The 24,881-nt window shown below is 70.4% G+C and carries 23 protein-coding genes and 1 pseudogene; 17 read left to right on the forward strand and 7 right to left on the reverse strand.

Annotated features, from left to right (window positions below):
* Positions 1-176 precede the first annotated feature (176 nt).
* From rpsB to H629_RS0106170, 8 genes are all read left to right on the forward strand, one after another.
* On the forward strand, positions 177-1,034 hold the full coding sequence (gene rpsB, locus H629_RS0106135) for a 30S ribosomal protein S2 (protein WP_024356418.1): 858 nt from the start codon (positions 177-179) through the stop codon (positions 1,032-1,034).
* A 79-nt stretch (positions 1,035-1,113) separates the two neighbouring features.
* A complete protein-coding gene (tsf, locus tag H629_RS0106140; RefSeq protein ID WP_024356419.1) occupies positions 1,114-1,944 on the forward strand; it encodes a translation elongation factor Ts in 831 nt (276 codons plus the stop codon).
* A 104-nt stretch (positions 1,945-2,048) separates the two neighbouring features.
* Positions 2,049-2,765, forward strand: a complete 717-nt coding sequence (pyrH, locus tag H629_RS0106145; RefSeq protein WP_024356420.1) for a UMP kinase — start codon at positions 2,049-2,051, stop codon at positions 2,763-2,765.
* A gap of 80 nt (positions 2,766-2,845) precedes the next feature.
* On the forward strand, positions 2,846-3,364 hold the full coding sequence (frr, locus tag H629_RS0106150) for a ribosome recycling factor (protein WP_420835246.1): 519 nt from the start codon (positions 2,846-2,848) through the stop codon (positions 3,362-3,364).
* A 5-nt stretch (positions 3,365-3,369) separates the two neighbouring features.
* A complete protein-coding gene (locus H629_RS0106155; protein ID WP_024356422.1) occupies positions 3,370-4,287 on the forward strand; it encodes a phosphatidate cytidylyltransferase in 918 nt (305 codons plus the stop codon).
* A 50-nt stretch (positions 4,288-4,337) separates the two neighbouring features.
* The gene (locus H629_RS0106160) at positions 4,338-4,886 is read left to right on the forward strand and encodes a DivIVA domain-containing protein (RefSeq protein WP_029746644.1); all 549 of its coding nucleotides are present in this window, start codon (positions 4,338-4,340) and stop codon (positions 4,884-4,886) included.
* Between the two features lie 74 nt (positions 4,887-4,960).
* Positions 4,961-5,584: an aggregation-promoting factor C-terminal-like domain-containing protein gene (locus H629_RS0106165; protein ID WP_240471058.1), complete on the forward strand. Its 624-nt coding sequence runs from the start codon at positions 4,961-4,963 to the stop codon at positions 5,582-5,584.
* 38 nt (positions 5,585-5,622) lie between these two features.
* Positions 5,623-5,919, forward strand: coding sequence for a hypothetical protein (locus tag H629_RS0106170; RefSeq protein WP_024356425.1), 297 nt, complete (start codon positions 5,623-5,625; stop codon positions 5,917-5,919).
* A 21-nt stretch (positions 5,920-5,940) separates the two neighbouring features.
* Here the strand turns inward: H629_RS0106170 and H629_RS0106175 are convergent, their stop codons facing one another.
* The gene (locus H629_RS0106175; RefSeq protein ID WP_024356426.1) at positions 5,941-6,468 is read right to left on the reverse strand and encodes a ribonuclease H family protein; all 528 of its coding nucleotides are present in this window, start codon (positions 6,466-6,468) and stop codon (positions 5,941-5,943) included.
* A complete protein-coding gene (locus H629_RS0106180; RefSeq protein WP_024356427.1) occupies positions 6,465-9,392 on the reverse strand; it encodes a coiled-coil domain-containing protein in 2,928 nt (975 codons plus the stop codon). The genes H629_RS0106175 and H629_RS0106180 overlap by 4 nt, the downstream gene beginning before the upstream one ends.
* Positions 9,393-9,763: 371 nt before the next feature.
* Between H629_RS0106180 and H629_RS0106185 the strand changes: the two genes are divergently transcribed.
* The 5 genes from H629_RS0106185 (at position 9,764) to ligA (ending at position 17,756) form a co-directional block, all read left to right on the forward strand.
* Positions 9,764-11,692, forward strand: a complete 1,929-nt coding sequence (locus H629_RS0106185) for a DUF8094 domain-containing protein (RefSeq protein WP_024356428.1) — start codon at positions 9,764-9,766, stop codon at positions 11,690-11,692.
* A 2-nt stretch (positions 11,693-11,694) separates the two neighbouring features.
* Positions 11,695-12,678: a tetratricopeptide repeat protein gene (locus H629_RS0106190; RefSeq protein WP_024356429.1), complete on the forward strand. Its 984-nt coding sequence runs from the start codon at positions 11,695-11,697 to the stop codon at positions 12,676-12,678.
* A gap of 25 nt (positions 12,679-12,703) precedes the next feature.
* Positions 12,704-13,900: a cysteine desulfurase family protein gene (locus H629_RS0106195; RefSeq protein ID WP_024356430.1), complete on the forward strand. Its 1,197-nt coding sequence runs from the start codon at positions 12,704-12,706 to the stop codon at positions 13,898-13,900.
* 75 nt (positions 13,901-13,975) lie between these two features.
* Entirely contained in the window at positions 13,976-15,142 is a 1,167-nt protein-coding gene (mnmA, locus tag H629_RS0106200) for a tRNA 2-thiouridine(34) synthase MnmA (protein WP_024356431.1), read from the forward strand.
* A gap of 109 nt (positions 15,143-15,251) precedes the next feature.
* Positions 15,252-17,756, forward strand: coding sequence for an NAD-dependent DNA ligase LigA (gene ligA / locus H629_RS0106205; RefSeq protein ID WP_024356432.1), 2,505 nt, complete (start codon positions 15,252-15,254; stop codon positions 17,754-17,756).
* A gap of 74 nt (positions 17,757-17,830) precedes the next feature.
* Here the strand turns inward: ligA and H629_RS15635 are convergent.
* A pseudogene (locus H629_RS15635) lies at positions 17,831-18,541 on the reverse strand (MBL fold metallo-hydrolase); the annotation flags it as partial.
* A gap of 59 nt (positions 18,542-18,600) precedes the next feature.
* Here H629_RS15635 and H629_RS0106225 point away from each other — a divergent pair.
* The gene (locus H629_RS0106225; protein WP_024356434.1) at positions 18,601-19,248 is read left to right on the forward strand and encodes a TetR family transcriptional regulator C-terminal domain-containing protein; all 648 of its coding nucleotides are present in this window, start codon (positions 18,601-18,603) and stop codon (positions 19,246-19,248) included.
* Here H629_RS0106225 and H629_RS0106230 read toward each other — a convergent pair.
* Positions 19,245-20,384 (reverse strand): ABC transporter substrate-binding protein, encoded by a 1,140-nt coding sequence (locus H629_RS0106230; RefSeq protein ID WP_024356435.1) that lies wholly within the window; start codon positions 20,382-20,384, stop codon positions 19,245-19,247. The genes H629_RS0106225 and H629_RS0106230 overlap by 4 nt on opposite strands.
* A gap of 160 nt (positions 20,385-20,544) precedes the next feature.
* On the opposite strand from H629_RS0106230, the gene H629_RS0106235 reads away from it, so the two are divergent.
* Positions 20,545-21,216, forward strand: a complete 672-nt coding sequence (locus H629_RS0106235) for a haloacid dehalogenase-like hydrolase (protein ID WP_024356436.1) — start codon at positions 20,545-20,547, stop codon at positions 21,214-21,216.
* 14 nt (positions 21,217-21,230) lie between these two features.
* Here H629_RS0106235 and H629_RS0106240 read toward each other — a convergent pair whose 3' ends face one another.
* The 3 genes from H629_RS0106240 to H629_RS0106250 form a co-directional block, all read right to left on the reverse strand.
* Positions 21,231-21,797, reverse strand: coding sequence for a hypothetical protein (locus H629_RS0106240; RefSeq protein WP_024356437.1), 567 nt, complete (start codon positions 21,795-21,797; stop codon positions 21,231-21,233).
* A gap of 12 nt (positions 21,798-21,809) precedes the next feature.
* Positions 21,810-22,757: an AvrD family protein gene (locus H629_RS0106245; RefSeq protein WP_024356438.1), complete on the reverse strand. Its 948-nt coding sequence runs from the start codon at positions 22,755-22,757 to the stop codon at positions 21,810-21,812.
* A 165-nt stretch (positions 22,758-22,922) separates the two neighbouring features.
* The gene (locus tag H629_RS0106250) at positions 22,923-23,612 is read right to left on the reverse strand and encodes a TetR/AcrR family transcriptional regulator (protein ID WP_024356439.1); all 690 of its coding nucleotides are present in this window, start codon (positions 23,610-23,612) and stop codon (positions 22,923-22,925) included.
* Between the two features lie 306 nt (positions 23,613-23,918).
* Here H629_RS0106250 and H629_RS0106255 point away from each other — a divergent pair, with 306 nt between their 5' ends.
* Positions 23,919-24,413, forward strand: coding sequence for a hypothetical protein (locus H629_RS0106255; protein WP_024356440.1), 495 nt, complete (start codon positions 23,919-23,921; stop codon positions 24,411-24,413).
* A gap of 129 nt (positions 24,414-24,542) precedes the next feature.
* Positions 24,543-24,875, forward strand: a complete 333-nt coding sequence (gene gatC, locus H629_RS0106260) for an Asp-tRNA(Asn)/Glu-tRNA(Gln) amidotransferase subunit GatC (protein ID WP_024356441.1) — start codon at positions 24,543-24,545, stop codon at positions 24,873-24,875.
* Positions 24,876-24,881: the final 6 nt, after the last annotated feature.

Below are 24,881 nucleotides of genomic sequence, written 5' to 3' on the forward strand. Positions count from 1 at the left end.
TCTCGAAAGAGATGACTTCGCGTGCCCGCACAGCGGAGCGATGCCGACGGTCCCCGTTCGTGTGTTCCACACGTCACGGGGCGGCTGAGCCCGGGGCACCAGGATCTGGTCGCATCCGCGACCGATGACAACCGCAAAGCGCGTGCCCGCAGGGCGCGCAGAACAGGAGAACGGCAATGGCCGTCGTCACCATGCGTCAGCTGCTCGACAGCGGTGTCCACTTCGGGCACCAGACCCGCCGCTGGAACCCGAAGATGAAGCGCTTCATCTTCACCGAGCGCTCGGGCATCTACATCATCGACCTGCAGCAGTCGCTCGGCTACATCGATGCAGCCTACGACTTCGTGAAGAACACCGTCGCGCGCGGCGGCAACGTGCTCTTCGTCGGCACCAAGAAGCAGGCCCAGGAGGCCATCGCCGAGCAGGCGACCCGCGTGAACCAGCCCTACGTGAACCAGCGCTGGCTCGGCGGCCTCCTCACCAACTTCCAGACCGTCACCGGTCGCCTCGAGCGCATGAAGGAGCTCGAGCAGCTCGACTTCGAGGGCACCACCAGCGGCTTCACCAAGAAGGAGCTGCTGCTCAAGAAGCGCGAGCTCGAGAAGCTGCAGAAGTCGCTCGGCGGCATCCGCAACATGGGCAAGACCCCGTCCGCCCTCTGGGTGGTCGACACCAAGAAGGAGCACCTCGCCATCGACGAGGCGCAGAAGCTCGGCATCCCGGTCATCGCGATCCTGGACACCAACTGCGATCCCGACGAGGTCACCTACCCGATCCCGGGCAACGACGACGCGATCCGCTCGGTGGCGCTGCTCACCCGAGTGATCGCCGACGCCGTGGCCGAGGGCCTCATGGAGCGCCACCAGAAGCCCGCCGAGGGTGCTGAGGCCGCTGCCGAGCCCCTCGCCGAGTGGGAGGTCGAGCTGCTGAACACCGACGCCGCCGAGACCGCCGAAGCTCCCGCTGAGGAGGCCCCCGCTGCCGAGGCTCCCGCCGAGGAGGCTCCCGCAGCCGAGGCCCCCGCCGCCGAGTAAGCCCACACCACAACGATTTGATGTTCCTGCGCCCCGCGATCACTCGCGGGGCGCAGGACGACACAAGAAGGAGTCACACATGGCTGCAGTGAGCATGGCCGCTGTGAAGGAGCTGCGCGACCGCCTCGGCGCCGGCATGGTCGACAGCAAGAACGCGCTCGTCGAAGCCGATGGCGACATCGAGAAGGCGATCGAGATCCTGCGTCTCAAGGGCCTTAAGGGCGTCGCCAAGCGCGGCGACCGCGAGGCGAGCGAGGGTCTCGTCGCCGCCAAGCAGAGCGACGGCGCCGCCACGATGATCGAACTCGTCTGCGAGACCGACTTCGTCGCGAAGAACGAGAAGTTCCTCGCTCTGGCCGATCGCGTGCTCGACGCCGTGGTCGCCGCCGGTGCGAAGAACGTCGAGGAGGCCCTCGCGGCTCCCGCCGACGGCCGCACGGTCGCCGATGTCATCACCGATGAGGCCGCCGTCATCGGCGAGCGCATCGAGCTGCGCAAGGTCTCGCGCGTCGAGGCCCCCGCGACCTCCATCTACCTCCACCAGACCTCGAAGGATCTGCCCCCGCAGATCGGTGTGGTCGTGGGCTACGAGGGCGACGACGCCGAGACCGCTCTCAGCATCGCGCGTCACATCTCGTTCGCCGACCCCGTGTACCTCAGCCGCGAGGACGTGCCCGAGGCCGACGTCGAGAAGGAGCGCGAGATCGTCACCGAGATCTCGAAGAACGAGGGCAAGCCCGAGGCCGCTCTGCCGAAGATCGTCGAGGGTCGTCTCACCGCGTTCTTCAAGCAGGTCGCGCTCAACGAGCAGGTGCACGCTCTCGACGCCGACAAGCGCGAGGTGAAGAAGGTCGCCGAGGCCGCCGGCATCACCGTCACCGGGTTCGCCCGCAGCAAGGTCGGCGCCTAAGCGTCTGCCGGGGCCCGGGTCGCATTGCGACCCGGGCCCTTCTGCTGCGTACAGCGGCAACCCCATAAGCTACCTACCAGACCACCCGAGCGAAGGAGTACCCCATGACCGAGACCGCACGCAAGCGCCGAGTGCTGCTGAAGCTGTCGGGGGAGGCCTTCGGCGGCGGTACGCTCGGGGTGAACCCCGATGTGGTCAGTCAGATCGCTCGTGAGATCGCTGCGGCGATGGACGACGCCGAGGTGGCCGTGGTGGTCGGAGGCGGCAACTTCTTCCGCGGAGCCGAGCTCTCGCAGCGCGGCATGGACCGGGCTCGGGCCGACTACATGGGCATGCTCGGCACGGTGATGAACGCGCTCGCCCTGCAGGACTTCCTCGAGCAGGCCGGGGTGTCCAGCCGGGTGCAGTCGGCCATCACCATGACCCAGGTCGCCGAGACCTACATCCCGCTGCGCGCGATCCGCCACCTCGAGAAGGGGCGCGTGGTGATCTTCGGAGCGGGAGCCGGCCTGCCGTACTTCTCGACCGACACGGTCGCGGCTCAGCGCGCGCTCGAGATCCACGCCGACGAGGTGCTGGTGGCGAAGAACGGCGTCGACGGCGTCTACACCGCGGATCCGAACAAGGATCCTGACGCGACGCTCATCGAGGAGATCACCTACAACGACGCGCTCGTGCGCGGTCTCAAGGTGGTCGATTCGACGTCGTTCAGCCTGTGCATGGACAACGGCATGCCGATGCGCGTCTTCGGCATGGAGCCGGCGGGCAACGTGACCGAGGCGATCCGCGGCAAGCAGCTCGGCACCCTGGTGCACCGCTAAGCTGGTATCAGAGCGTTTTCAGTAGGTTTCAGAAGGAGAGCACCGTGATCGAAGAGGTCTTCGTCGATGTCAAGGACCGCATGACCCGAGCGGTCGAGGCGGCGAAGGAGGGCTTCGCCACGGTGCGCACCGGCCGCGCCAACCCTTCGCTGCTGCAGAACGTGCAGGTCGACTACTACGGCACCCCCACCCCGCTGTCGCAGCTCGCGTCGGTGCAGAATCAGGACGCCCGCAGCCTGCTCATCACGCCCTACGACAAGGGCGCGATGAAGGACATCGAGCAGGCGATCCGCGACATGCCGAACCTCGGTGCGAACCCGAACAACGACGGCAGCGTGATCCGCGTCTCGCTGCCCGAGCTCACCGAGGAGCGCCGCAAGGAGTTCGTGAAGATCGTCAAGGGGCGCGCCGAGGATGCGCGTGTGGCGATCCGCAATGTGCGCCGCAGCGGCAAGGACGACCTCGACGCGCTCAAGAGCGAGGTCGGCGAGGACGAGGTGGCTCGCGCCGAGAAGGAGCTCGAGTCGGTGACGAAGCAGTTCATCGATCAGGTCGATGACGCGCTCAAGCGCAAAGAAGCCGAACTGCTCGAGGTCTAGTCTTCATGACCGGCTCTGACAGGCGTGACGAGCTGCGCAGCGCGCTCGAGAGCAAGCGCGCGCAGCTCGAGGCGACGAATGCCAGGATCGAGGCGCGGGCCGGCCGCAACCTGTTCTTCGCGGTGCTCTCCGGCCTCGTGTTCGCGGGGGTCTTCCTCGCGAGTCTGCTGCTGGTGAAGCAGGTGTTTGTGCTGCTCGTCGCGGTGATCGTGGCGGTGGCTCTCGTGGAGCTGGCTGCGGCGTTCCGGGTCGCCGGTCGTCGGGTGCCGCGGATCGGCGTGGTGCTCGGCGGCCTCGTCGTGGTAGGCGGTGCCTACTTCTGGGGTGCCGAGGGCATGCTGCTCGGCCTGTTCGCCGGATCTGCCCTGCTCACCGTGTGGCGCCTGATCGAGGGGCTGGTGCCGGCGTGGGAGACACCGCGGCGCACGCTGGTGCGGGATGTCTTCTCGGGGCTCTTCACGCTGGTCTACGTCGGTTTCCTCGCCTCGTTCGCGGTGCTGCTCGTGGCGGCCGACGGGGGCGAGTGGTGGGTGTTCGCGCTCGTGCTCGTCGTCGTCTCGGTCGATGTCGGGGCGTATGCGGCGGGTGTCACGGTCGGCAAGCACAAGATGACGCCGCGGATCAGCCCGAACAAGACCTGGGAGGGTTTCGCCGGCGCCGCGATCGTGGCAGCCGCGGCGGGTGTCGGGGTGTCGGTGCTCGCACTGCAGCAGCCCTGGTGGGTGGGGATCATCCTCGGCGTCGTCGTGCTGCTCACGGCGACGATGGGCGACCTCACGGAATCGCTCATCAAACGCAACCTGGGAGTGAAGGATATGAGCTCGTGGATTCCGGGGCACGGGGGCTTCCTCGACCGTCTCGACTCGCTGCTGCCGTCGGCCGTCGGGGTCTACGGCGTCGCACTGGCGCTGGGAGTGGTGTGATGACAGGGCCTTCACAGCCGTCCGCTCGCACGGTCCGCAAGAATGGTGCGGTGCACTCGTCGTTCCCCACCGCGTCCGGATCCCAGCTCGGCTACCAGCCCGAGCAGGTCGATGCCTTTCTCGACCGAGCCCGCGCGACCTACGAGGGCTCGGGCGAGGCGGCGATGACGGCCGAGGAGGTGCGCCGTACCGCCTTCGCCGTGAAGCGCGGCGGGTACGCCTCGCGCTACGTCGACGCCGCGATGGATCGTCTCGAGGAGGTCTTCTTCGAGCGTGAGCGGCGGGCCCGTGTGCGGGCGGACGGCGAGGAGGCCTGGTGGGATGAGACCCGTCAGCTGCTCTCCGAGGTGCGGGGGCGCATGCAGCGGCCTCGCGGCAAGCGTTTCCGCCGTCGCGGCCTCTTTGCGACCGGGTACCGGCGCTCGCAGGTCGATGCGTTTCTCGACAGGGTCTTCGACATGTTCGAGCGGCGCGAGCTCGGGTTGTCGCCGGCCGAGGTGCGGGATGTCGTCTTCCACTCGCAGTGGCGCGGCTACGATGAGGATCAGGTGGATGCCCTGCTCGATTCGGTGGTCGAGCTGATCCTCGCCACGCGGTGATGCGGCGCGTCTGCATCGTCGAATCCACCATTCTCGTTGAACGACTCGACTGTCTGAGATAGAATCGTTACATTGTGTCTGCCGTGAACTCCGCCTCCGTGTCCCGCTGGTCCCGTTTCAAGGTGCCGGTCGCGGTGCTCGCGGTCGCCGGAATCTTCGGCGGCGCCGTGGTGGCCCCGCTCGCGATGCCGAGCGCACCGGCAGATGCCGAGTCGATGGCGTTCCAGCAGCGGATCCACCAGGAATTCGTGCCGAACGATGCGCCCGAGGCCGATCTGGTCTACGCCGAGGTGCCGGCTGAGATCTCGCAGGACGAGCAGCGGCGCGTCAAGGCCGAGGAGGAGGCCGCAGCTGCGAAGAAGGCTGCCGAGGCCGAGGCATCGCCGAAGGCTGCGGCCGCGCCGCCCAAGTACACCGGCGGCGGCTCGCCGGCCGAGTGGATGGCTGCCGCAGGCATCGCCGAGAGCGATTGGGGCTACGTCGACTACATCGCCTCCAAGGAGAGCGGCTGGAATCCGAACGCGACGAACGCCAGCTCGGGTGCCTGCGGGCTGATCCAGGCCAATCCGTGCAGCAAGGTGCCGGGCAGCGGTTATGACCCCGTCGACAACCTGCGCTGGGCGAACGGCTACGCCGTGGGGCGCTACGGCAGCTGGGCGGGCGCCTACGCCTTCTGGACCTCGAACCACTGGTGGTGAGCGGCCGGTGAACCGGTCGCATCGGGTGGGATCGCGCCGTGGCGCGTAACCGCCGGGTCACCAAGTACCAGCGGGCTGCGGCGACCCCGCCCCGCGATGTGACCCGCCTCGCGTACGGCGGCGCGCGCCGCGAGTCGCGCCGCGGCGAGGAGTGGTTCGTGCGCGAGATCCCGGCGCACCGGGCGGAGAAGAGCTACCGCTGCCCGATCTGCGCGAACGAGGTGCCTCCGGGGCAGGCGCACATCGTCGCCTGGAGCGCCGAGCACTTCTTCGGCGACGAGGCGGCCGTGCGCGACCGGCGCCACTACCACTCGTACTGCTGGCAGTCGGTCTGAGAGCGCGCCCGCGCGCCGCGCTCAGAAGAGCGTCGGGGGAGCGGGCGGTGCCGTCACGTCGACCTGCGGGGTGGGCGCCTCGGCGCCGGCGAGGCCGGGCCCGTGATCGGGTCTGGTGCCCGCCTGGAAGGCGAGTGCCACGGCGCGTGCGCGCTGGTCAGCGGCCTCGTTGAGCGGGTGACCGGCGTGGCCCTTCACCCACTCGAAGCGCACGTCACGACCGGCGAGGGCGGCATCGAGCTGTTCGAGCAGTTCTCGGTTGAGCACCGGCTTGCCGTCCGCCTTGCGCCAGCCGCGACGCTTCCAGCCGGCCATCCATTGCGTCAGCGAGTTGATGACGTACTGACTGTCGCAGAGCACGCGCAGCGGCTCGTCGGCGCGCTCCGCCGTGGCGTGCAGCAGGTCGAGCACGGCCATGAGCTCGCCCTGGTTGTTGGTGGCGCGCGGCCATCCGCCGGCGCGCCACTGCTCGCCGTCGATCACCCACGCCCAGCCGGCGGGGCCGGGGTTGCCGAGGGCGGAGCCGTCGGCCGCAGCGGTGAGCGTCATGCCTGCTCGCCCTCGGCCGTCTGCGCGGGCGCATCGTCGCCTGCGTCCGTGAGCGGTTGCTCGACGACGCGCCCTGCGACGCTGCTCATCTTCTGAGCGTTGGTGAGCACTTCGCCGAGGCTCTCGAAGTAGCGGGCCACCGCGCCGCGCTCGACCTTCAGCTGGACCATGCGGTCCTCGGCCGCGGCGAGCACCTTCGTCGCACGGTCTTCGGCGGCGGCGAAGGTGTTCTGCGCGCGCTGCTCGGCCTCGACCACGATCTCGGCAGCGTGGCGCTCCGCCTCTGCGCGGGTGTTGCGCGCGTCCTGGGCGGCTTCGGAGGTGATGCGCTGGTACTCGGCCCGTCCCGTCTCGAGCTGCTCGCGGAGCGCGGACAGCTCCGCGCGGGTGGCCTCGATCTCCCGGCGCGACGCCTCTGCGGCCTCCTGCTGCCGAGCCGCGAGATCCTGCTCGAGGGCTTCGCGCTGCTGCGTCGAGGAAGTCGTGAACTCGAGGGTGTCGGCGTCGATCTGCTCGCGGAGGGCGCGCACGGCGTCCTCGGTCTCGCTGCGCAGCTGCGCGAGGCGCGCCTCCTCGGTGGCGCGGTGCTCGGCGAGCTCGGCGACAGTGTCGGTGCGCAGCAGATCGGTCTCCTCGGTGACCTCGGCCCGCTTCGCGGCGACCTCGCGTTCGATCGCGGCGGCCTGGGCCTCGCGCTCCCGGCGCAGGTCGTCCTCGTGCTGGGCACGGGCTGCCGCCATGGCTCGATCGTGCTCTTCGCGTTCGCGCGCGATGTCGGCCGCGAGCTTCGCGCGCTCGCGATCCACCTGCAGTTCAAGTTCTTCGCGCTGCAGCCCGAGGCTTTCGGCGGCCTCTTCGCGCTGGATCCGGAGTCGCTCCTCGGCTGCGGTGGCCTCGTCGGCGATGCGCTGCTCGTGCTCGCGCAACTGCGACGCGAGCCGCTCGGCGTGCACGGTGGCCTCGTCCGACAGCTGCGCCCGGTGCTCCTCGTGCTGTCGGGCGAGCTGCTGCTCCTGATGCGCGCGCTCGTCGGCGAGCTCGGCTTCGTGGGCCTGACGCTCGGCGTCGATGCGCCCGCGGTGGTCCTCCCACTCTGCGATCAACCGGTCCTGATGGCCGGCGAGCTCGCTGCCGATGCGGTTCTCGTGGGCTTCCCGCTCACGGGCGATGCGGATCTCGTGCGCCTCGATCTCGGTCGCGAGAAGATTCTGCTGCGAGGTGCGCTGCGCGGCGAGCTCGCGCTCCTGCAGCTCCTGCTCGTCAGCCAGACGGCCCGCGTGGGCCTCCGACTCCCGGGCGATGCGGCTCTCGTGCTCTTCGCGCTCGCGAGCGATGGCGGCGTCGTGCTCCTCGCGCTCCTGCGCGATGCGTGCCTCGTGTTCTTCGCGCTCCTGCGCGATGCGGCTCGCGTGGGCCTCCGATTCGCGGGCGATGCGGCTCTCGTGCTCCTCCCGCTCCCCGGCGAGCGCACGGTCGTGAGTCTCGCGCTCCTCGGCGATGCCCTGCTCGTGCGTCTCGCGCTCCCGCGCCAGACGGGAGACGTGGGCCGACAGCTCGGCGGACAGGCGCTCCTCCTGGGCGTCGCGCTCGTTCTTGAGCCGTGCCTCGTGCGAGACGATCTCGGCGCGCATCGACTCGTCGTGGGCGTCGCGCTCCTCGCGAACGGCCTGCTCGTGGGTCTCGCGCTCGGCGGCGATCCGCGCCTCGTGGGCTTCGAGATCCTGGCGCAGCTGCTGCTCCTGCCGCTCGCTCGCCGCGGCCAGTTCGGCTTCGAGGCGCTGCTGCGCCTCGAAGCGGTCGCGGGCGGCCAGTTCGTCGGCGCGCGACCGCTCCCGAGCTCCCTGTTCGGCGAGCGTGGTGAGTTCGGCCTGCTGCGCTTCGAGGCCGCGCGCGATGTCGGCGTCGTGCTCCGCGCGCTCCTGCGCGATGCGCTCGGCGTGCGTCTGCTGCTCCGAGGCGATGCGGCGCTCGTGCGCCTCGCGTTCGGCGGCGAGGGCTTCGTCGTGCTCCGCGCGCTCCTGCGCGATACGGCCCCGCAGCGTCTCCATCTCGGTGCTCAGGGCGCGTCGCTCGGCGTCGAGGCGGCCTTCCAGTTCGCGCTGGCGCTCGGTGTAGCGCTCCTCGAGTTCGGCTTCCTCGCGCTGGCGCTTGGCCTCGAACTCGGCGCGAGCGCGCTCGGCCTCCTGCACGAGCCTGGCGCGTTCGAGCTCGGCTTCGCGCTCGCTCTCGGCCCGCTGCCTGCTGAAGTTCTCCGCGTGCCGCTCGGTCTCGGCGCGCAGCTCGTTCGCGGCGGTGCGGGCGTCGGCGGTCACGCGCTCGGCCTCTGCGCGGGCGGCGGCGAGCTCTGCCTGGGCGTCGCGGTGGGCGGTCTCGCGCTCCGTCTCGGCTTCGCGGGCGGCGGAGCTGAGGGTGAGTTCGGCGTCGCGGCGGGCCTCGGCCACGAGGCGCTCGCGATCGGCGTTCGCGGCGGCGGTCTGCTCGGCGAGGTCGGTGCGCGCACCGGTGATGATGATCTCAGCCTGTTCGGAGGCCGAGGAGAGCAGTTCGTCGGCCCGGCTCTGCGCTTGGGTGAGCACGCGCTTGGCTTCCTCCTCCGAGGAGCGGCGCAGCTTCTCGGCGTCGAGGTCGGCCTGGGCCATCAGGCGCTGCGCGTGATCCTCGGCGATCTTGAGGCTCTTTTCAACGCGCAGCCCGAGCCCGGAGTAGCCGGTGGCGCCGAGTTCGGCGACCTGATCCTGGAGCTCGGCGATGAGCTGTCGCTGCTCCTGGCCCACATGCGTGGCCTGCTGGTGGGCGGACTGCAAGGATTCGAGGTGCGACTGCAGCGTGGTGATGTGGCCGGTGAGTGAGCCGATGCGCTCGTCCACTTCTTCGCGGTTGTAGCCGCGGAAGGCAGGGGAGAACTGCTGAGCTGATTCGGACACGTGGCCTCCGGGAATCGTACGAGATCGTGCGGGCCAGACGGGGCGGCTGGGCTGGCACGGAGAATGAGGTCCAGATTATCGCACTCGCCCTCGGGGTGAATCGGGATCCGGGAAAAATCACCCGCGGGCGGTCGTGCCGGAGGCCGGCACCGAGGGCGACGTATTCGGAGCGTGAGCGAGTCCGTCACGCACTGCGCAGAGTTGCGACGCTCGGGCGGGAGCGGAGACACCGGAACTTGGGGGTTCCCCGGGCCGCACCCATGCCGCTTCGAGGAAGCTCCGGTAGCGTTGTGGTGAAGAGTCGCGCTCGACCCGTCCGCCGCCGGCTGCGACGGGCGGCCGAGCGCCGTCATCCGTGGATAGGAGCCCCCGTGCGATATGTGCTCGCGATCGCAGCGCTGGTGATCTCCGGTGTTCTGCTACTGCTGGGCATCGGCCAGCGCACTTTCCTCGCAGGCCCCTCCGAGATCAGTTTTCCGGTCGAGACCAACTCCGAGGCCGGTTACGCGCTGGTCGACGGTTCCGAACTCGCGAAGGTGCCGGGTCAGGCCAACGTCGTGGTGCGGGGCGGGCAGGCGTTCGTCGCCACCGGTCAGACGCGCGACGTCGAGGGCTGGCTCGAACCGTACCTGCACGCCGAACTCACCGTCGACAAGAAGCAGCAGCGGCTGCTGAGCGCGCTCATCGCGCCGGCCGTGCTCGAAGCGCCGGAGGCCGGGGGAGAGGCCGAGGAGCCCGAGCCCGTCGATCCCCAAGGCAGTGACCTGTGGCTCGAAGAGCGCTCGGTCGACGACGACCGGCGCGGCGCCGATGCCAGCACGCTGCGGGTGCCAGTCGCGCTCGACGCCGGACAGTCGGTGCTGATCGCCTCGAACGGAGAGGACCCCGTGCCAGCGGACGTCTCGCTCGTGTGGGCCCAGGATCGCAACACGCCCTGGGTCGGTCCGCTGCTCGTGGGCGGTGCGCTGTTCGCGCTCCTCGGCGGCGTGCTCTACCTGCTCGCCGTCGACCACAACCGTCGCGGGCTCGGCCCGCGTCGCGGCCGTCGCGGGCCGCTGCAGGGCATTCGCAACGCCTTCGGCAAGTCCTCTCGCGGCACTGCGGCGCCCGTCGACGGTCGCGATGGCGGCGATGGCGGATCCGCTCCCGCTGATGCGACCCGCCCCGAGGGCGGCACCGCGCCGATGCGCTCCGAGCGTCGTGCGCGCGTGCGCCGGGGCTTCGCGATTCCGGCCCTCGGGCTCGTCGCGGTGGTCGGGCTCACGGGCTGCTCGCCCAGCTACTGGCCGCAGCTCGGCTCGGACACGAAGCAGGAGGAGCCGGTCTCTCCCACGCCGTCGTCCGCGGCGCCCGTGCCCGTCACCGACGGGCAGCTCAGCCGGATCGTGGAGCGCGTGTCTGCGGTGGCGAACGAAGCCGATGACGCCCTCAGCGTCGACCTGCTCCGCGACCGCTTCACCGGGGACGCGCTCACCCAGCGCACGGCGAACTACACGATCAGGGCCGGCATGCCCGATTACAGCGTGGTGCCCCCGCGCATCACCGATGAGGAGCTCGACTACGAGCTCGTGCAGAGCACGGAGTCGTGGCCCCGCACGCTGTTCGTGACGGTCGCCTCCTCGCGCGACAGCGGGAAGGCCGACGACGCCGAGAGCGGTGACAAGGAGACGCCCGCGGCATCGCCCTCGCTCGCCCTCGTGCTCACGCAGGAGACACCGCAGCAGAACTACCAGGTCTCGCGCGTCATCGCGCTGCGCGGCGGGATCTCGATGCCGCAGGCGGCCCCGGCCGAGGAGGGCACCGCGCTGCTCGCGAACGACATCGAGTCGCTCGTGCTGCCTCCCGGAGAGGTGGGTGCGCAGTTCGCGGCGGTGCTGCAGGGCGGCCCGGACGTGCCCGAGGCCGAGGCCTTCGACATCGCCGAGGACACTCTGCTGCAGAACTACGGCAAGACCCTCGCGGAGCAGGCGCAGGCGCAGTCGGATGCGAAGGGCCAGACGATGGCCTACTCGGTCGCGGCACGGCAGGGGGACGAAGACCCGGTCGCGCTGTCGACCGGCGTCGGCGGCGCGCTCGTGGCGACGACCGTGATCGAGGAGCAGATCGTCGACGCGGCCGGCGGCCGCTACAAGCCGCAGGCGAACGGGGCGGTCACCGCCCTGTCCGGAATGTCGGGCGAGCAGGAGCGGCTCGTGCAGGAGGTCGCCCACCAGCTGCTCTTCTTCGTGCCCAGCAAGACCGACGGAAGCAAGATCCAGCTGCTCGGCGTGACGAGCGAACTCGTAGGAGTGAGGAACTAGACATGACCCAGCAGATGCCCGCCCGCATTCCCGGCGGCGGAGTCGACCTGAGCCATCTCGCAGCTCGCGGCCAGGCCGCGCCCGGCGGCCAGCCCGGTGGGGCGCCGGCGGGCCAGTCGCAGGCCGCGGCCCAGACCGTCGACGTGCCCTCGCTCGTGCTCGACGTCACCGACGCCACGTTCGAGCAGATCGCGCAGCTGTCGTCGGTGGTGCCGGTGGTCTTCGACCTCTGGGCCGAGTGGTGCCAGCCCTGCAAGACGCTGAGCCCCGTGATCGAGAAGATCACGCGCGAGTTCGACGGCCGCGTGCTGCTCGCGAAGGTCGATGTCGACGCGAACCCCGGCCTCGCGCAGGCGTTCCAGGCGCAGTCGATCCCCACCGTCGTCGCGCTCGTCGCGGGCCGCCCGGTGCCCCTCTTCCAGGGCGCGGTGCCCGAGGCGCAGGTGCGCGAGTTCTTCACGCAGCTCGTGCAGCTGGCCGAGCAGCACGGGGTCGTCGGCCGGGTGAGTGCTCCGGATCAGGGCGACGCCGAGGGCGAGGACGCGCCCGCCGGCCCCGTCGAACCCGAGATCCCCGAGGCGCACCGGGCCGCGGTGGAGGCGGCCGAGCAGGGCGACTACGCCGCAGCGGTAGCCGAGTGGGAGGCGGTGCTCGCGAAGGCCCCGGCCGACGCGGAAGCCCGCGCCGCGCTCGTCCAGATGCGTTTGCTGCAGCGCCTGCAGGGGCGCACCGTCGATGAGATCCGCAGCGCGGCCGCGGCCGATCCGAGCGATGTCGCCGCGCAGATGGGCGTCGCCGACCTCGACGTCTCGGGCGGCCACGTCGAGGATGCCTTCCTGCGGCTGCTCGAACTCTTCGCCGCGAGCACCGACGCCGATGACCGCGCCGCGATCCGCGAACGCCTGCTCGAACTCTTCGAGGTCGTCGGGATCGCGGATCCGCGAGTCATCGCCGCCCGCGGCCGTCTCGCGAGCCTGCTCTACTGAGCGGGTGCGACCCGGCCTGAGCGACGTGCGAGCCTATCTCGACCACGCGGCGACCTCGCCGATGCCCGACGCGGTGCTCGACGCCTACGCCGAAGCGCTGCGCACGGTGGGGAACCCCGCCTCCACCCACGGGCACGGGCAGCGTGCGAGCGAACGACTCGAGCAGGCGCGCGAGCGCATCGCCCGCGGGCTCGGCTGCGACGCGGCCGAGCTGATCCTCACCGGCGGCGGTACCGAATCGATCAACCTGGCGCTGAAGGGCGTCTACTGGGCACGTCGTGCCGCGCTGGCGCTCGATCCCGTGATCCTCGTCGCCGAGGGTGAGCACCACGCCACCGTCGAAGCCGCCGAGTGGCTGCGCGACGCCCAGGGCGCGCGGTTGCGGTGGCTGCCCGTCGACGCGGAGGGGGTGCTGCACCCCGCCGTGCTCGAGGCCGCGATCGCCGAGGAGGGGGCCGATCGCGTCGCGCTCGTCTCGTTCCTGTGGGCGAACAACGAGGTGGGAACGGTGCAGCCGGTCGCGGAGCTGTGCCGGATCGCGGCGGCGGCGGGCGTTCCCGCCCACGTCGACGCCGTGTCGGCGCTGGGGCAGCTGCCGATCGACTTCGCGGCGTCGGGAGCGGCGGCCGTGTCGGTCTCGGCGCACAAGATCGGCGGGCCGGTCGGCGTAGGGGCCCTCGTGCTCGGGCGGCGCACCGCCGCCGATCCGCTGATGCACGGCGGCACCCAGCAGCGGGCCCGATCCGGCACCCAGGACGTCGCGGGCGCCGTCGCCTTCGCCGCCGCCCTCGACATCGCCCTCGACGCCGACGAGCGCCCCCACCCGGAGCGCACCGCACGCCTGGCAGCGCTGCGCGACCGCCTCGTCGCCGGGGTGCGCGCGATCGACGCCGATGCCGTGCTGCGCGGGCCCGAGCCCGGCGCTGAGGTCGGCGCATTCCGGCTGCCGGGCAATGCGCACTTCACGTTCCCCGGCTGTCAGGGCGACTCGCTCGTGTTCCTGCTCGACGCCGCGGGGGTGTCGGTCTCCGTCGGTTCGGCGTGCCGTGCGGGCGTCGCCGAGATCTCGCACGTGCTGCTCGCGATGGGGCTGCCCGCGGCGGAGGCCGCGGGGGCGCTGCGCTTCACCCTCGGCCCCGACACCCGGGACGACGAGATCGAGGCGCTGCTCGGCGCGCTGCCCGCTGCGCTCGAGCGGGCGCGGGCGGCCGGGCTCTCCTGACCGCGCTTCGCCCGTGGCGGGTGTGCTGAGAAGTGGATCGGGCGCGCGCCGCGCCGAGCGCGTAGAATGGCTCGGATGAAGATCCTGGCGGCGATGAGCGGGGGCGTGGATTCCGCCGTCGCGGCGGCACGCGCCGTTGAAGCGGGTCACGACGTGGTGGGCGTGCACCTCGCGCTCAGTCGCATGCCCGGCACCCTGCGCACCGGCTCCCGCGGCTGCTGCACGATCGAGGATGCGATGGACGCCCGCCGCGCTGCGGGGCTGCTCGGCATCCCCTTCTACGTCTGGGATCTCAGCGAGCGTTTCAAAGAAGACGTCGTCGACGACTTCATCGCGGAGTACGCCGCCGGTCGCACCCCGAACCCGTGCATGCGCTGCAACGAGAAGATCAAGTTCGCGGCGCTGCTCGACAAGGCGATCGCCCTCGGCTTCGACGCCGTGGCGACCGGGCACTACGCGAGCCTCCAGGACGGCCCTCACGGTCGCGAGCTGCACCGCGCGAGCGCCTGGACGAAAGACCAGTCGTACGTGCTCGGCGTGCTCACCGAGCGGCAGCTCGCGCACTGCTACTTCCCGCTCGGCGACACGCCCTCGAAGGAGCTGATCCGGGCGGAGGCCGAGGATCGCGGGCTGCAGGTCGCGCAGAAGCCCGACAGTCACGACATCTGCTTCATCCCCGACGGCGACACGCGCGGGTGGCTCTCGGATCACCTCGCGCGCGAGCCGGGGGAGATCCTCGACGAGTCCGGCGAGGTGGTCGGCCGCCACGACGGCGCCCACGGCTACACGGTGGGGCAGCGGCGCGGCCTGCAGCTCGGGCGGCCCGCGCCCGACGGTCAGCCGCGCTACGTGCTGTCGATCCGCCCGGTCTCGAACCAGGTCGTGGTCGGCCCGAAGCAGAGCCTCGCCATCGGCCGGATCGCGGGCGGACGCTTCAGCTGGGCCGGGGATCCGGGGTTCGACGTGGGCGACAGCTTCGATTGCGAGGTGCAGATCCGGGCGCATGCCGACCCCGTGCCCGCGCGGGCGCGGCTCGAACCGATCCTCGACTCCGAGCGCACCGAGCAGCACCGCACCGGTGCGACGCACGAGATCGTGGTCGACATCGATCTCAACCGGGCGGAGCCGCTGCTGGGCGTCGCACCCGGCCAGACCGCGGTGATCTACATCGGCACGCGGGTGCTCGGCCAGTTCACGATCGACCGGGCGGTGCCCGCCGCAGTTCCCGCTGCCGCTCATTGAGATCGCTCGGGGAGGGTCTGCGCCCCGGCGAAACGTCAGCGCTGGCGACCTCGGATCGCAGGAGACGCGGATGGGCGCGAATGTCTGCGGTCGCTCCTAGACTGAAGACGTGAACGAGAACGCGCCGATCCCCGAAGAGTTCGATGAGGCCCGCGCCGAAGCCGAGCGGCTGACCGTCGAGATCGAGCGCCTGCGCCGCGCCTACTACTCCGAGGCCGCGAGCCTCGTCTCCGATGCGGAGTACGACGAGATGTTCCACCGCCTCGAAGCGCTCGAACGGGCCTTCCCCGAGCTCGCGGGGCAGGACAGCCCCACCCGCGAGGTGGGCGCCGCCGTCGTCTCCGCGGGCTTCCCCGAGCACGAGCACGCCGAACGCATGCTCAGTCTCGACAACGTCTTCTCGCTCGACGAGTTCCGCGAGTGGGCCGAGAAGACGCGAGCCGCGGCCGGCCGCGAGGTGCGCTGGCTCTCCGAGCTGAAGATCGACGGGCTCGCGATCAGCCTCGCATACCGGGGCGGCGTGCTCGAAACCGCGACCACCCGCGGCGACGGGCGGGTCGGCGAAGACATCACCGAGAACGTCGAGCTCATCCCGGCCATCCCGCGCGAGCTGCACGGCGAGGGCATCCCCGAGTTCTTCGAAGCGCGCGGCGAGGTGTTCCTCAGCAGCGAGAACTTCGAAGCCCTCAACCGTCGCCAGCACGAGCTGCAGGCCGAGTCCGCCGCCGAGCAGCGGGCGAAGGGCGTGCCCGAGGAGCGGATCGCGATCCGCTATCCCGAGTTCGCGAACGCGCGCAACACCGCGGCGGGCACCCTGCGCCAGCGCGCCGAGAAGAAGAACGAGACCGATCTGGCGCTCATGCGCGACCGGCTCGGGCGGCTGTCGCTGTACGTGCACGGCATCGGCGCCTGGCAGCAGGCCGGCATCGAGAACCAGTCCGAGGTCTACGGGCTGCTCGCCGAGTGGGGGCTGCCCGTCTCGCCCCACTCACGCGTCTTCGACACAGTCGATGAGGTCGTCGAGTTCATCGCCGACCGCGGCGAGCACCGTCACGACGTCGAGCACGAGATCGACGGCATCGTCGTGAAGGTCGACGAACTCGATCTGCACGCCGAGCTGGGCGAGACGAGCCGGGCGCCGCGCTGGGCCATCGCCTACAAGTACCCGCCCGAAGAGGTGCACACCCGCCTCCTCGACATCCGCGTCGGCGTCGGCCGCACCGGCCGGGCCACGCCCTACGCGGTCATGGAACCCGTGAAGGTTGCCGGATCGACGGTGCGCCAGGCCACCCTGCACAATCAGCAGGTCGTGAAGGCGAAGGGCGTGCTCATCGGCGACACGGTGGTGCTGCGCAAGGCGGGCGATGTCATCCCCGAGGTGCTCGGCGCCGTGCTCGAACTGCGCGACGGCAGCGAGGTCGAGTGGCGCATGCCCGAGCGCTGCCCCGAGTGCGACACGCCCCTGCGCCCCATGAAGGAGGGCGACATCGACCTGCGCTGCCCGAACGCGCGCGCCTGCCCCGCGCAGGTGCGCGGACGCGTCGAGCACATCGGGTCGCGGGGCGCGCTCGACATCGAGGTGCTCGGCGAGATCACGGCGGCCGCTCTCACCCAGCCCGAGGTGCCCGCCGATCCGCCGCTCGAGACCGAGGCCGGGCTCTTCGAGCTGAGCCTCGACGAGCTCGTGCCGATCACGGTCGTCGTGCGCGACAGCGAAACCGGCGAACCGGTGATCGACGAGGAGACGGGGGAGCCGCGGCGACGCTCGCCGTTCCAGCGCGTGGTGCTCGAGTACCCGCCCGCCGCCGCAGGCCTCGACGGCCCGGCTCGGCGCAAGGCCGGGTTCCGCAAAAACCACCGAGTGATCCTGCCCTCGAAGGACGCCGAGACGTTCCTCGCCGAGCTCGAGAAGGCGAAGACCAAGCCGCTGTGGCGGCTGCTCGTGTCCCTCAACATCCGTCACGTCGGGCCGGTGGCCGCGCGAGCGCTCGCGGAGTGGTTCGGCTCGCTCGACGCGATCCGCGACGCGTCTGCAGAGCAGCTGGCGGAGGTCGACGGCGTCGGTATCATCATCGCCGAGTCGCTCAAGGAGTGGTTCGAGGTCGACTGGCACCGCGAGATCGTCGACCGGTGGGCCGCGGCCGGAGTGCAGTGGTCGACGCCGGGGCATCCGGGTCCGGGCGCTGCGGTCGCCGAGGGCGGCGTGCTCGCCGGGCTCACCGTGGTCGCGACAGGCACGCTCGACGGCTTCACGCGCGACGGCGCCAAGGAGGCGATCATCCAGGCCGGCGGCAAGGCAGCGTCGAGCGTCTCGAAGAAGACCGACTATGTGGCCGCCGGCCCCGGGGCCGGCTCGAAGCTCGCGAAGGCCGAGGAGCTCGGCATTCCGGTGCTCGACGCCGCGCAGTTCGCGGTGCTCGTCAGCGAGGGCCCCGCGGCCCTCGCTCAGACCGCCGACGATGCCGGACCGGACGATGCCGGACCGGACGATGCCGGACCGGACGATGCCGGACCGGACGACGCCGGACCGGATGATGCCGGACCGGATGATGCCGGACCGGATGAGGCCGGACCGGATGAGGCCGGATCGGACGAAGCCGCCGACGGAGCCTGAGCCATCGCCGACACGTAGTCATCGATGATCTCGTGCAGCCGGTCGCGGCCGAACGCAGCCCCGTGCCCGGGGAGCACGCGCTCGACGGGCAGCTCGCGGAGACGCTGCAGACTGCGGCAGTACGCCGCCGCGTCGGATTCGGGAAGCGAGTCGAGCAGTTCGTCGTCGTAGACGACGTCGCCTGAGTAGAGCTCCCCGCGATCCCTGTCGAAGAGCGCGAGACTGCCCGGCGTGTGCCCGGGCAGGTGCAGCACCTCGAGCACGGTGCCGCCCAGCTGGATGCGGTCGCCGTCGAGCAGACGGCGGGTGAGTGGTGCGGGCCGCTGGAGGTACGCTCGGGGGTCGTAGCATTGGCCTGGGATCCGTGAGATCAGCCAGTCGCCGGTGGTTCCGAGCTCGCCATCGCGCAGGCCCAGGTCGGCGGCGTGGTCGGCGGTGAGCAGGCTGATGCGGCGCTCGCTGCGCGGCTCGTCGTCGGGGTGGCCCCAGCGCTCCCGGAACTCGTGGGCGGCGCCCGCGTGGTCGAGGTGGCCGTGGCTGAGCACGACCGGGCATTCCGCGCCAGTCAGGCGTTGCACGAGCGGTGCCAGGGGCACGATCCCGAGACCGCAGTCGATGAGGATCGCCCGATCGTCGCCCTGCACGAGCCAGAGGTTCGCCTGGAGGAAATCGTCGACGAAGCGCTCGATGATCAGGGTGAGGCCGGGCCGGTCCGCCGCGACCTCGTACCAGGAGTCGGCATCGGCGACGGGCGGGAGCGCGGGGACGGTCGGGGTGTCGGTCACAGGAGGACTCCTTCTCGGGGAAGCGGCGGGACGGTGAGGCGGGTGGCTAGAGTGGAGGCATGGATTCGCGAGCGCCGCGCCGCCGTCTGAGCGTCGATGAACGCCGGGCCGAGATTCTCAGGTGCGCGGTCGAGGTCACCCGCGAGTGCGGCCTCGCGGGGCTCACGCTCAGCGAGGTGCGCGCGCGTGCGGGGGTGTCGGCGGGGCTGTCGAGTCACTACTTCACTTCGCTCGACGGGCTTCGGGTCGCAGTCTTCGAGGAGCTCTTCGACTCGGTCGCCGTGCCGGATTCCGCGCCGCCCGCGCGTCGGCTGGCGCTCATGATCGGTGACTTCGCTGCGACTGACGCGGACGCCATCGCTAATGCCAGTGCGTGGGTCGATGCGGTGCTGCTCGGCCGCAGCAGCGACGCGCTGCGCCGCGCTGTGGCGAGGCGCATGCGTCTCGACCGTGCAGAGATGACCGAGGCGATCCGGGAGGGCTGCGACGCGGGGGCGTTCCGCAGCGACGATGCCGAGCGCAGTGCGCAGCGGATCCTCGTCGCGCTGGACGGATACCTCATGCAGTTCCTCACCCAGGAGGATGCAGCGGCCCGCGTCGCGCTGCGGCGCGTGGTGTGGGATATCGCCGAACGCGAGCTCGGTGTGGGCGAGGGCGGCCTGCGCGGCCTGGTCGACGGGGCCGAGGCCGACGGGCCGCATTCCTAGAGCCCGAGCGCCTTCGCGAAGGCCGCCGAGAACTCCCGGTTCTCCGAACTGCTGAGCGGGCGGAACTCGTGCAGGCGCGCCGCCGTCTCGTCGCTCGGGAAGATGAGCGGATCATCGACGAGGCCGGGGTCGACGCGCTCCATCGCCTCTCGGGCGCCGGCCACCGGGGTGACGTAGCGCAGTTGTGCGGCCACCTCGGCGGCGATCTCGGGCTGGTAGTAGAAGTCGATCAGCTGTTCGACCTCGGCGATCCGTTCGCTGCCGGTGGGCACCACGAAGCTGTCGGTGAAGTAGGAGGCGCCGGCCTCCGGCACCACGAACTTCCAGATCTCCTCCCCGGCTTCCTCGTTCAGCATCGCGATGTCGCCCGACCAGCACATGCCCGCGAGCAGGTCGCCGGTCTGCAGATCCTGCGTGTACGAGTTGCCCTTCACCTGCGCGATCTGCCCGGAGGCGAGGTGCTGCTCGAGAAAGCCGATCGCGTCGTCGAACTCGTCGGGCCCCCAGTCGGAGGCGATGTCGACGCCCTGGTCGAGCATGATCAGCCCGACGGTGTTCGACATGACGGAGAGCACTCCGACCTTGCCGGCGAGGTCGTCGCGGGTGAGATCCTCGACCGATGCGACGCCGCGCGGGTAGAGCTGGGTGTTGTAGCAGAGGCCGGTCATGCCCGTCTGCCAGGGGATCGAGTGCGCGAGGTCCGGGTCGTACGAGGACTCGCGGAGGTGGGGGAGCAGTTGCGCGAGGTTCGGGATCCGGGAGTGGTCGAAGGGCTGGAGGAGGTTGTTGTCGAGCAGGCGGAGCAGGAGCGTGTCGCCGATGCAGAAGGTGTCGTAGCCGGTGTCCTGCTCGAGTTGGAGCTGATCCTTGATCTTTCCGTAGAAGCTGTCGGTGCTGTCGATGTCCTCCAGGTACTGCACGTCGATTCCGGTGGTCTGCATGAACTCTTCGAGGGTGGGGTAGCGCCCGGTGTCGACGTCGTAGTCGAGGTAGTAGGTCCAGTTGCCCCAGTTGAGGGTGGATCGTGGTGCCCCGCAGCCGCTGACCCCGAGCAGGGTCGCGGCCGCGAGGGTACCGAGCCCGCCCTTGAGGAGCGTGCGTCGGGTGAGGGGTGAGAGCGGGATCGAGGTGCGCATGTGAGCTCCGAGTGCTGAAGACGACGGTGTCCGGGGGCCGAGTGGCCTCGTGCCGCCTATTGAACCACTTTCAATAAAAAGGCGCAAGAGGGATCGAAGCCGGCCGCCCGCAGTGCGCGGCTCACGGCGTCGCCGCCGATTTCGCTACGATGATCGCATCATGCACACCGATGCCGGCACCCCCGCAGATCTCTACGTCTACGACCTCGACGGGGTCATCACGACCCGGGACACCTTCGTCGAACTGCTGCTCGCGCGTCTCCGGGCATCGCGGCTCCGGTATGCGCGCTCCCTGCCGCTCATCGCCGCGTGGGCGGCGAGCCGCACCACGTCGAGCAGATCGGCACTCGCCCAGCGCATCACGACGGTGGCGCTGCGGGGGCTGTCCGAGGAGGCGTACGCGCAGCTCGCCCGGGAGTTCGGCGCCCGCGTCGGCGCGGATCCCTCGTGGATCCGGGAGAGTACGGTGCGGCGCATCAGGCGGCAGGTCGAAACCGGAGCACGCGTCGTCATCGCGACCGCGACGGAACAGCGCCTGGCGGAGACGTTGCTCCAGGCGGCCGGTGTGCCGTACCACCTGCTCTGCGCATCGCTGATCGAGGCGACCCCGAGCGGCGTGCGATTCATGGATCACCGGATGGGTCAGCGGAAGGCGGACGCGCTGACCGAGCTCGGAGTGCCGATGGATACGGCGGAGTTCGCCACGGATTCTGCCGCGGACCTCCCGACCGCCCTGCTCGCGAAGCGCCTCGTGCTCATCGGGGCGTCGGCCCGCACGCGGGCGCGCTTCACGGAGCAGGGTGTGAGCTTCGAACTCGGCCCGGAGGGCTGAGTGGCCGCGATGTCTCAGCCCTGAGCGATGACGCTCCCCAGCACGTAGTGGAGGGCGGCGTGCAGGCGCGGTCCGATCTCCTCCCAGCGGCCGTGGAAGCCGACGAGATCCTTCGTGCCGAAGCCGACGGCGACAAGCGTCCAGGCGACCTCGTCGATGTTGGTGCCGGGGCGAAGCTCTCCGGCTGCGGCGGCTTCTGCGAGCGCACCCGTCAAGAACGCATGCCAGGTCGCGTACGGGTCGATCCGCCGTTCCGGGAACTCCGTGCGCGATTCTGCCGCGAGGCGCATACCGGCGCGCACCAGCACATTGCCGGCCATCAACTCGCCCACCTCATCGAAGACGCAGTAAAGGCGTTCGAGAGGGCTTGAGGCGCGTCGAGCCGCTGCTCCCTGCGCGCTGCGCATCGCGGCTCCCTCAGCGTTGAGCACGGCGACGCCCAGCTCGTGCCTGGTGGGGGGCGGGTCTGCGAGCGCGTCGACATCGCCGGCGAGGATCCAGTCGAGCTGTGCGCTGTGGTAGCCGCGCAGCGCGAACTCTTCCGCCGCCGCCAGCAGCATGGTGTCGTCGATCGTTGTCATGTCAGTTGCCCCTTAATGCTCGGCCGGAGACGGCGTCTGCTCGTCGAAGAAGGCGAGCTTCGCGCTCGCCACGATGCCGTCGCTGGATCGCGATTCCACCTGCAGGTCGTGCACTCTCGTGCCGTCGCGCACCCACGACCGGTCGTGCACGACGCGGGTCTCGGTGCTGATGCGCGACCCGAGGGGTGTGGCGCGGCCGGTGGCGCGAATGCTCATGGTGCGCATCCAGAGGTTGCCCATTCCCGAGCGCGTGATGTCCTTCGCGAGGCAGACTACTGCCTGGCTCATCTGCCCCATGGTGACGAGGTAGTCGATGACCGTGATCAACGGCCATCGCGCGCCTTCGATGCCGCCGTAGCAGCCGGTGGAGAGCTCGTTCTCCGTGAAGTCGTGCTCGGCGCGGATGCTCGAAGTCTCCCGGTCGACGTGGGAGATGAGCGTGCGCGAGCTCACCGCTCGCAGCGCGGTGGGGTACACCGGGGCGGATCCGGGAGGGATTCGGAGGGTCGGGGCGTCTCCGCGCTGCCCGCCCTCTCGGAGACCGATGCGCGTGCGGATGTTGCCGGCCGTCGCCTCGACCACGACGTCCTCGCCGGCGTCGTCCCCGGGCTGCGTCGAGAAGGCGAGCGGCACCCGGGAGAGGTCGAGCCACGGCGTGCGTCCCGATCTGAGCTCGACGCTCGAGATGCGGGCCGTCTCGTTCGCGCCGCCGAACGCGCCCTGGGTCTGCGCCGCCATCAGCGTCAGCACCACGGCGTCCACCGAGCTCAGATGCGTTTCGCGCGGGCGCCCCGCGGCGTCGAGCGACCACGCATCGGGGTATCGGACGACGAAGTTCACCAGACCCGGTCGCGCCTCGCGCATCTCGTAGGCGACGTCTTTGTACCCGGCCCCGAAGTAGCGTTCCCCGGCTAAGCCGAGCCAGTGCTCGAGCGACAGTTCCTGACCATCTGCGGGCACGCGTTCTCCTCAAGGTCTTGCTGCGCTCAACGCCGAGCGGGTGGATCGGGGCGGGGGGGGGGCTAGGAGCGTGGACCGCGGTCTCGCGTGCGCTCAGCTTAACTCGTACGTTCGTCTTGCTTCAAAACAACACGGTCGCCGCTCGTGCCCGCAGGATGCTGGCGGTTACGCGGGCGATCCGGCTCCGTCGCTCGAGTGGAGCACGTCGGCGTAGGCGCTGCGGATCATGGCGACCGCCTGCTCGCGGGAGTCGGCGGGCACGAGCCCGTCCACCGAGCCGAGCCACATCGTTGCGAGCGACTCGCCGAGCCGCCCGATGTCGTGACGCGCCATCGCGAGCGAGATGATCCCCGCGAAGTGCGCGACGAGGTACTCCGCGTGCTGGCTCGGCGTGAGGCGGCTCTGCAGCGCGCCGGACTCGAAGGAGGCGCGCAGATCCTCGGTGACGGCCTGGAGCCAGTCGCCGTAGAACCCCGAGACGTCGCCCGCGAACTCGTCCTTCTCGAAGGAGAGCGCCATCCCGGCGCGCACGATCTGGTCGGACGCGATCTGATCCGCCAGGGCGCGGGAGACGTGCACGAGTCGCTGCAGCGTGCCGTCGAGCGGCTGGGCGATCTCTTCGATGAGCCGCAGCGAGCGATGGTGCTGCTCTTCGGAGATCGCCTTCGCGATACTCTCCTTCGTGCGGAAGTGGAAGTAGATCGCGCCGATGGAGATTCCGGATTCCTCGGCGATGCTGCGAATGCTCACGGTGCCGTACCCGTGCTTCATGAACTCGGAAGCGGCGCCGTCAAGGATGCGGATCTGCGTATCCCGGCCGCGGTCCTGCGCTGCGGTCCTGCGCTGCGTCGCCATGCACCACCCTCTCCCGAACCTGCCGTGTGCGCTCTCCACTTTAGCCGCGTTCCCGCGGGCGGTGACGGGTCCGCGGGAGCTCTCGCGCTGCGCGGCGCGGGGGAGATCACGGTTGGATAACTAATACGATCGTTCCAGTTAGTATCGAGCCGTGGCGCTGATAATCTCCGAAAATACGAGCTGCGAACGACGATCCGGCGGGCGGGCTCGCTGGAACGAGGGGGCGTTCGAGGCCCCTGAAAGGGTGACGTTGCACATCGTGATCTCAACATGCGCGACCGCGGCCCCATCGTCTGAGAGCGGATCGTGAGCCGTCTCAGCCTCGATTCCCCCTGCAGCCTCGAGGCGCTGGCGTCGCGCCTGCTGCCGGGCGCTCCGCTGCGCGTGCAGGAGCGGGAGTTCCGCGTCGCCGGACTGATCTCGTGCCAGGACACCAAAGACGGCTGGCTCGAGGCGTATCTCCAGGGCGGCGAGCCGGCGATGTGGCTCGTGATCGAGCACCGGCGAGGGCGCGCCGCCGTCACCATGTGGCGGAGATCCGCCGTCGCCGAGCTCCCGGCGTCCTTCGTCACCGCTCGGGATCCGCAGCTGCTGGTGGGAACGGCGAACTTCTGGGCGATCGGCTCCTTCGGGGGATTCCGGATCCCCTCCAAGGGGACGCTGCAGTACTTCGAGAGCTTCGACCCGCATCGCACCGCCGAGCGCTTCGGCGGCGGCCAGTGGCTGCTCGGACGGGAGACCGGCCGGGAAACGCCTCTGACGAGCATCAGCGCGCAACTCTTCAGCGGACCGTTCGACTGAACGCGCGCTGCGAGGGCGGCAGGCGAGGCCACGGCGCGAAGGCCCGGGCCGCAGAGCTTCGCTCAACCCCGGCCTCGGTAGGATGGTGTGGTTCACCGAACTCTTTTCACCACGTCACGATGGAGCAGCATGCCTGACACCCCTGCGGCAGAACGCGCCGCGAGCGGCGAGATCACGGCGCAGACCGTGCAGCATCTCGCCGGTCTCGCCCGGATCGCCCTCACCGACGCGGAGATCGACTCGCTCACCACTGAGCTCGACTCGATCCTCGCGAACATCGCCAAGGTCAGCGAGGTCGCACGCGACGACGTGCCGGCCACCAGCCACCCGATCCCGCTGAACAACGTCACCCGGGCCGACGAGGTCGCCGACGTGCTCACGCGCGAGCAGGCGCTGGCGAACGCACCCGAGACGGCCGACGGCATGTTCCGGGTCTCGTCGATCCTCGGTGAAGAGCAGTAGGGGGAA

The organism is Leucobacter chironomi DSM 19883 (assembly GCF_000421845.1).
Taxonomy (GTDB): Bacteria; Actinomycetota; Actinomycetes; order Actinomycetales; family Microbacteriaceae; genus Leucobacter; species Leucobacter chironomi.

Excerpts from the sequence above, each read along its gene's own strand:
- pyrH (WP_024356420.1), top strand. The coding sequence starts at position 2,049 with ATGACCGAGACCGCACGCAAGCGCCGAGTGCTGCTGAAGCTGTCGGGG.
- gatC (WP_024356441.1), top strand. The coding sequence starts at position 24,543 with ATGCCTGACACCCCTGCGGCAGAACGCGCCGCGAGCGGCGAGATCACG.
- H629_RS0106190 (WP_024356429.1), top strand. The coding sequence starts at position 11,695 with ATGACCCAGCAGATGCCCGCCCGCATTCCCGGCGGCGGAGTCGACCTG.
- H629_RS0106155 (WP_024356422.1), top strand. The coding sequence starts at position 3,370 with ATGACCGGCTCTGACAGGCGTGACGAGCTGCGCAGCGCGCTCGAGAGC.
- H629_RS0106250 (WP_024356439.1), bottom strand. The coding sequence starts at position 23,612 with ATGGCGACGCAGCGCAGGACCGCAGCGCAGGACCGCGGCCGGGATACG.
- H629_RS0106240 (WP_024356437.1), bottom strand. The coding sequence starts at position 21,797 with ATGACAACGATCGACGACACCATGCTGCTGGCGGCGGCGGAAGAGTTC.
- mnmA (WP_024356431.1), top strand. The coding sequence starts at position 13,976 with ATGAAGATCCTGGCGGCGATGAGCGGGGGCGTGGATTCCGCCGTCGCG.
- H629_RS0106225 (WP_024356434.1), top strand. The coding sequence starts at position 18,601 with ATGGATTCGCGAGCGCCGCGCCGCCGTCTGAGCGTCGATGAACGCCGG.
- H629_RS0106175 (WP_024356426.1), bottom strand. The coding sequence starts at position 6,468 with ATGACGCTCACCGCTGCGGCCGACGGCTCCGCCCTCGGCAACCCCGGC.
- H629_RS0106230 (WP_024356435.1), bottom strand. The coding sequence starts at position 20,384 with ATGCGCACCTCGATCCCGCTCTCACCCCTCACCCGACGCACGCTCCTC.
- H629_RS0106235 (WP_024356436.1), top strand. The coding sequence starts at position 20,545 with ATGCACACCGATGCCGGCACCCCCGCAGATCTCTACGTCTACGACCTC.
- tsf (WP_024356419.1), top strand. The coding sequence starts at position 1,114 with ATGGCTGCAGTGAGCATGGCCGCTGTGAAGGAGCTGCGCGACCGCCTC.
- frr (WP_420835246.1), top strand. The coding sequence starts at position 2,846 with ATGACCCGAGCGGTCGAGGCGGCGAAGGAGGGCTTCGCCACGGTGCGC.
- rpsB (WP_024356418.1), top strand. The coding sequence starts at position 177 with ATGGCCGTCGTCACCATGCGTCAGCTGCTCGACAGCGGTGTCCACTTC.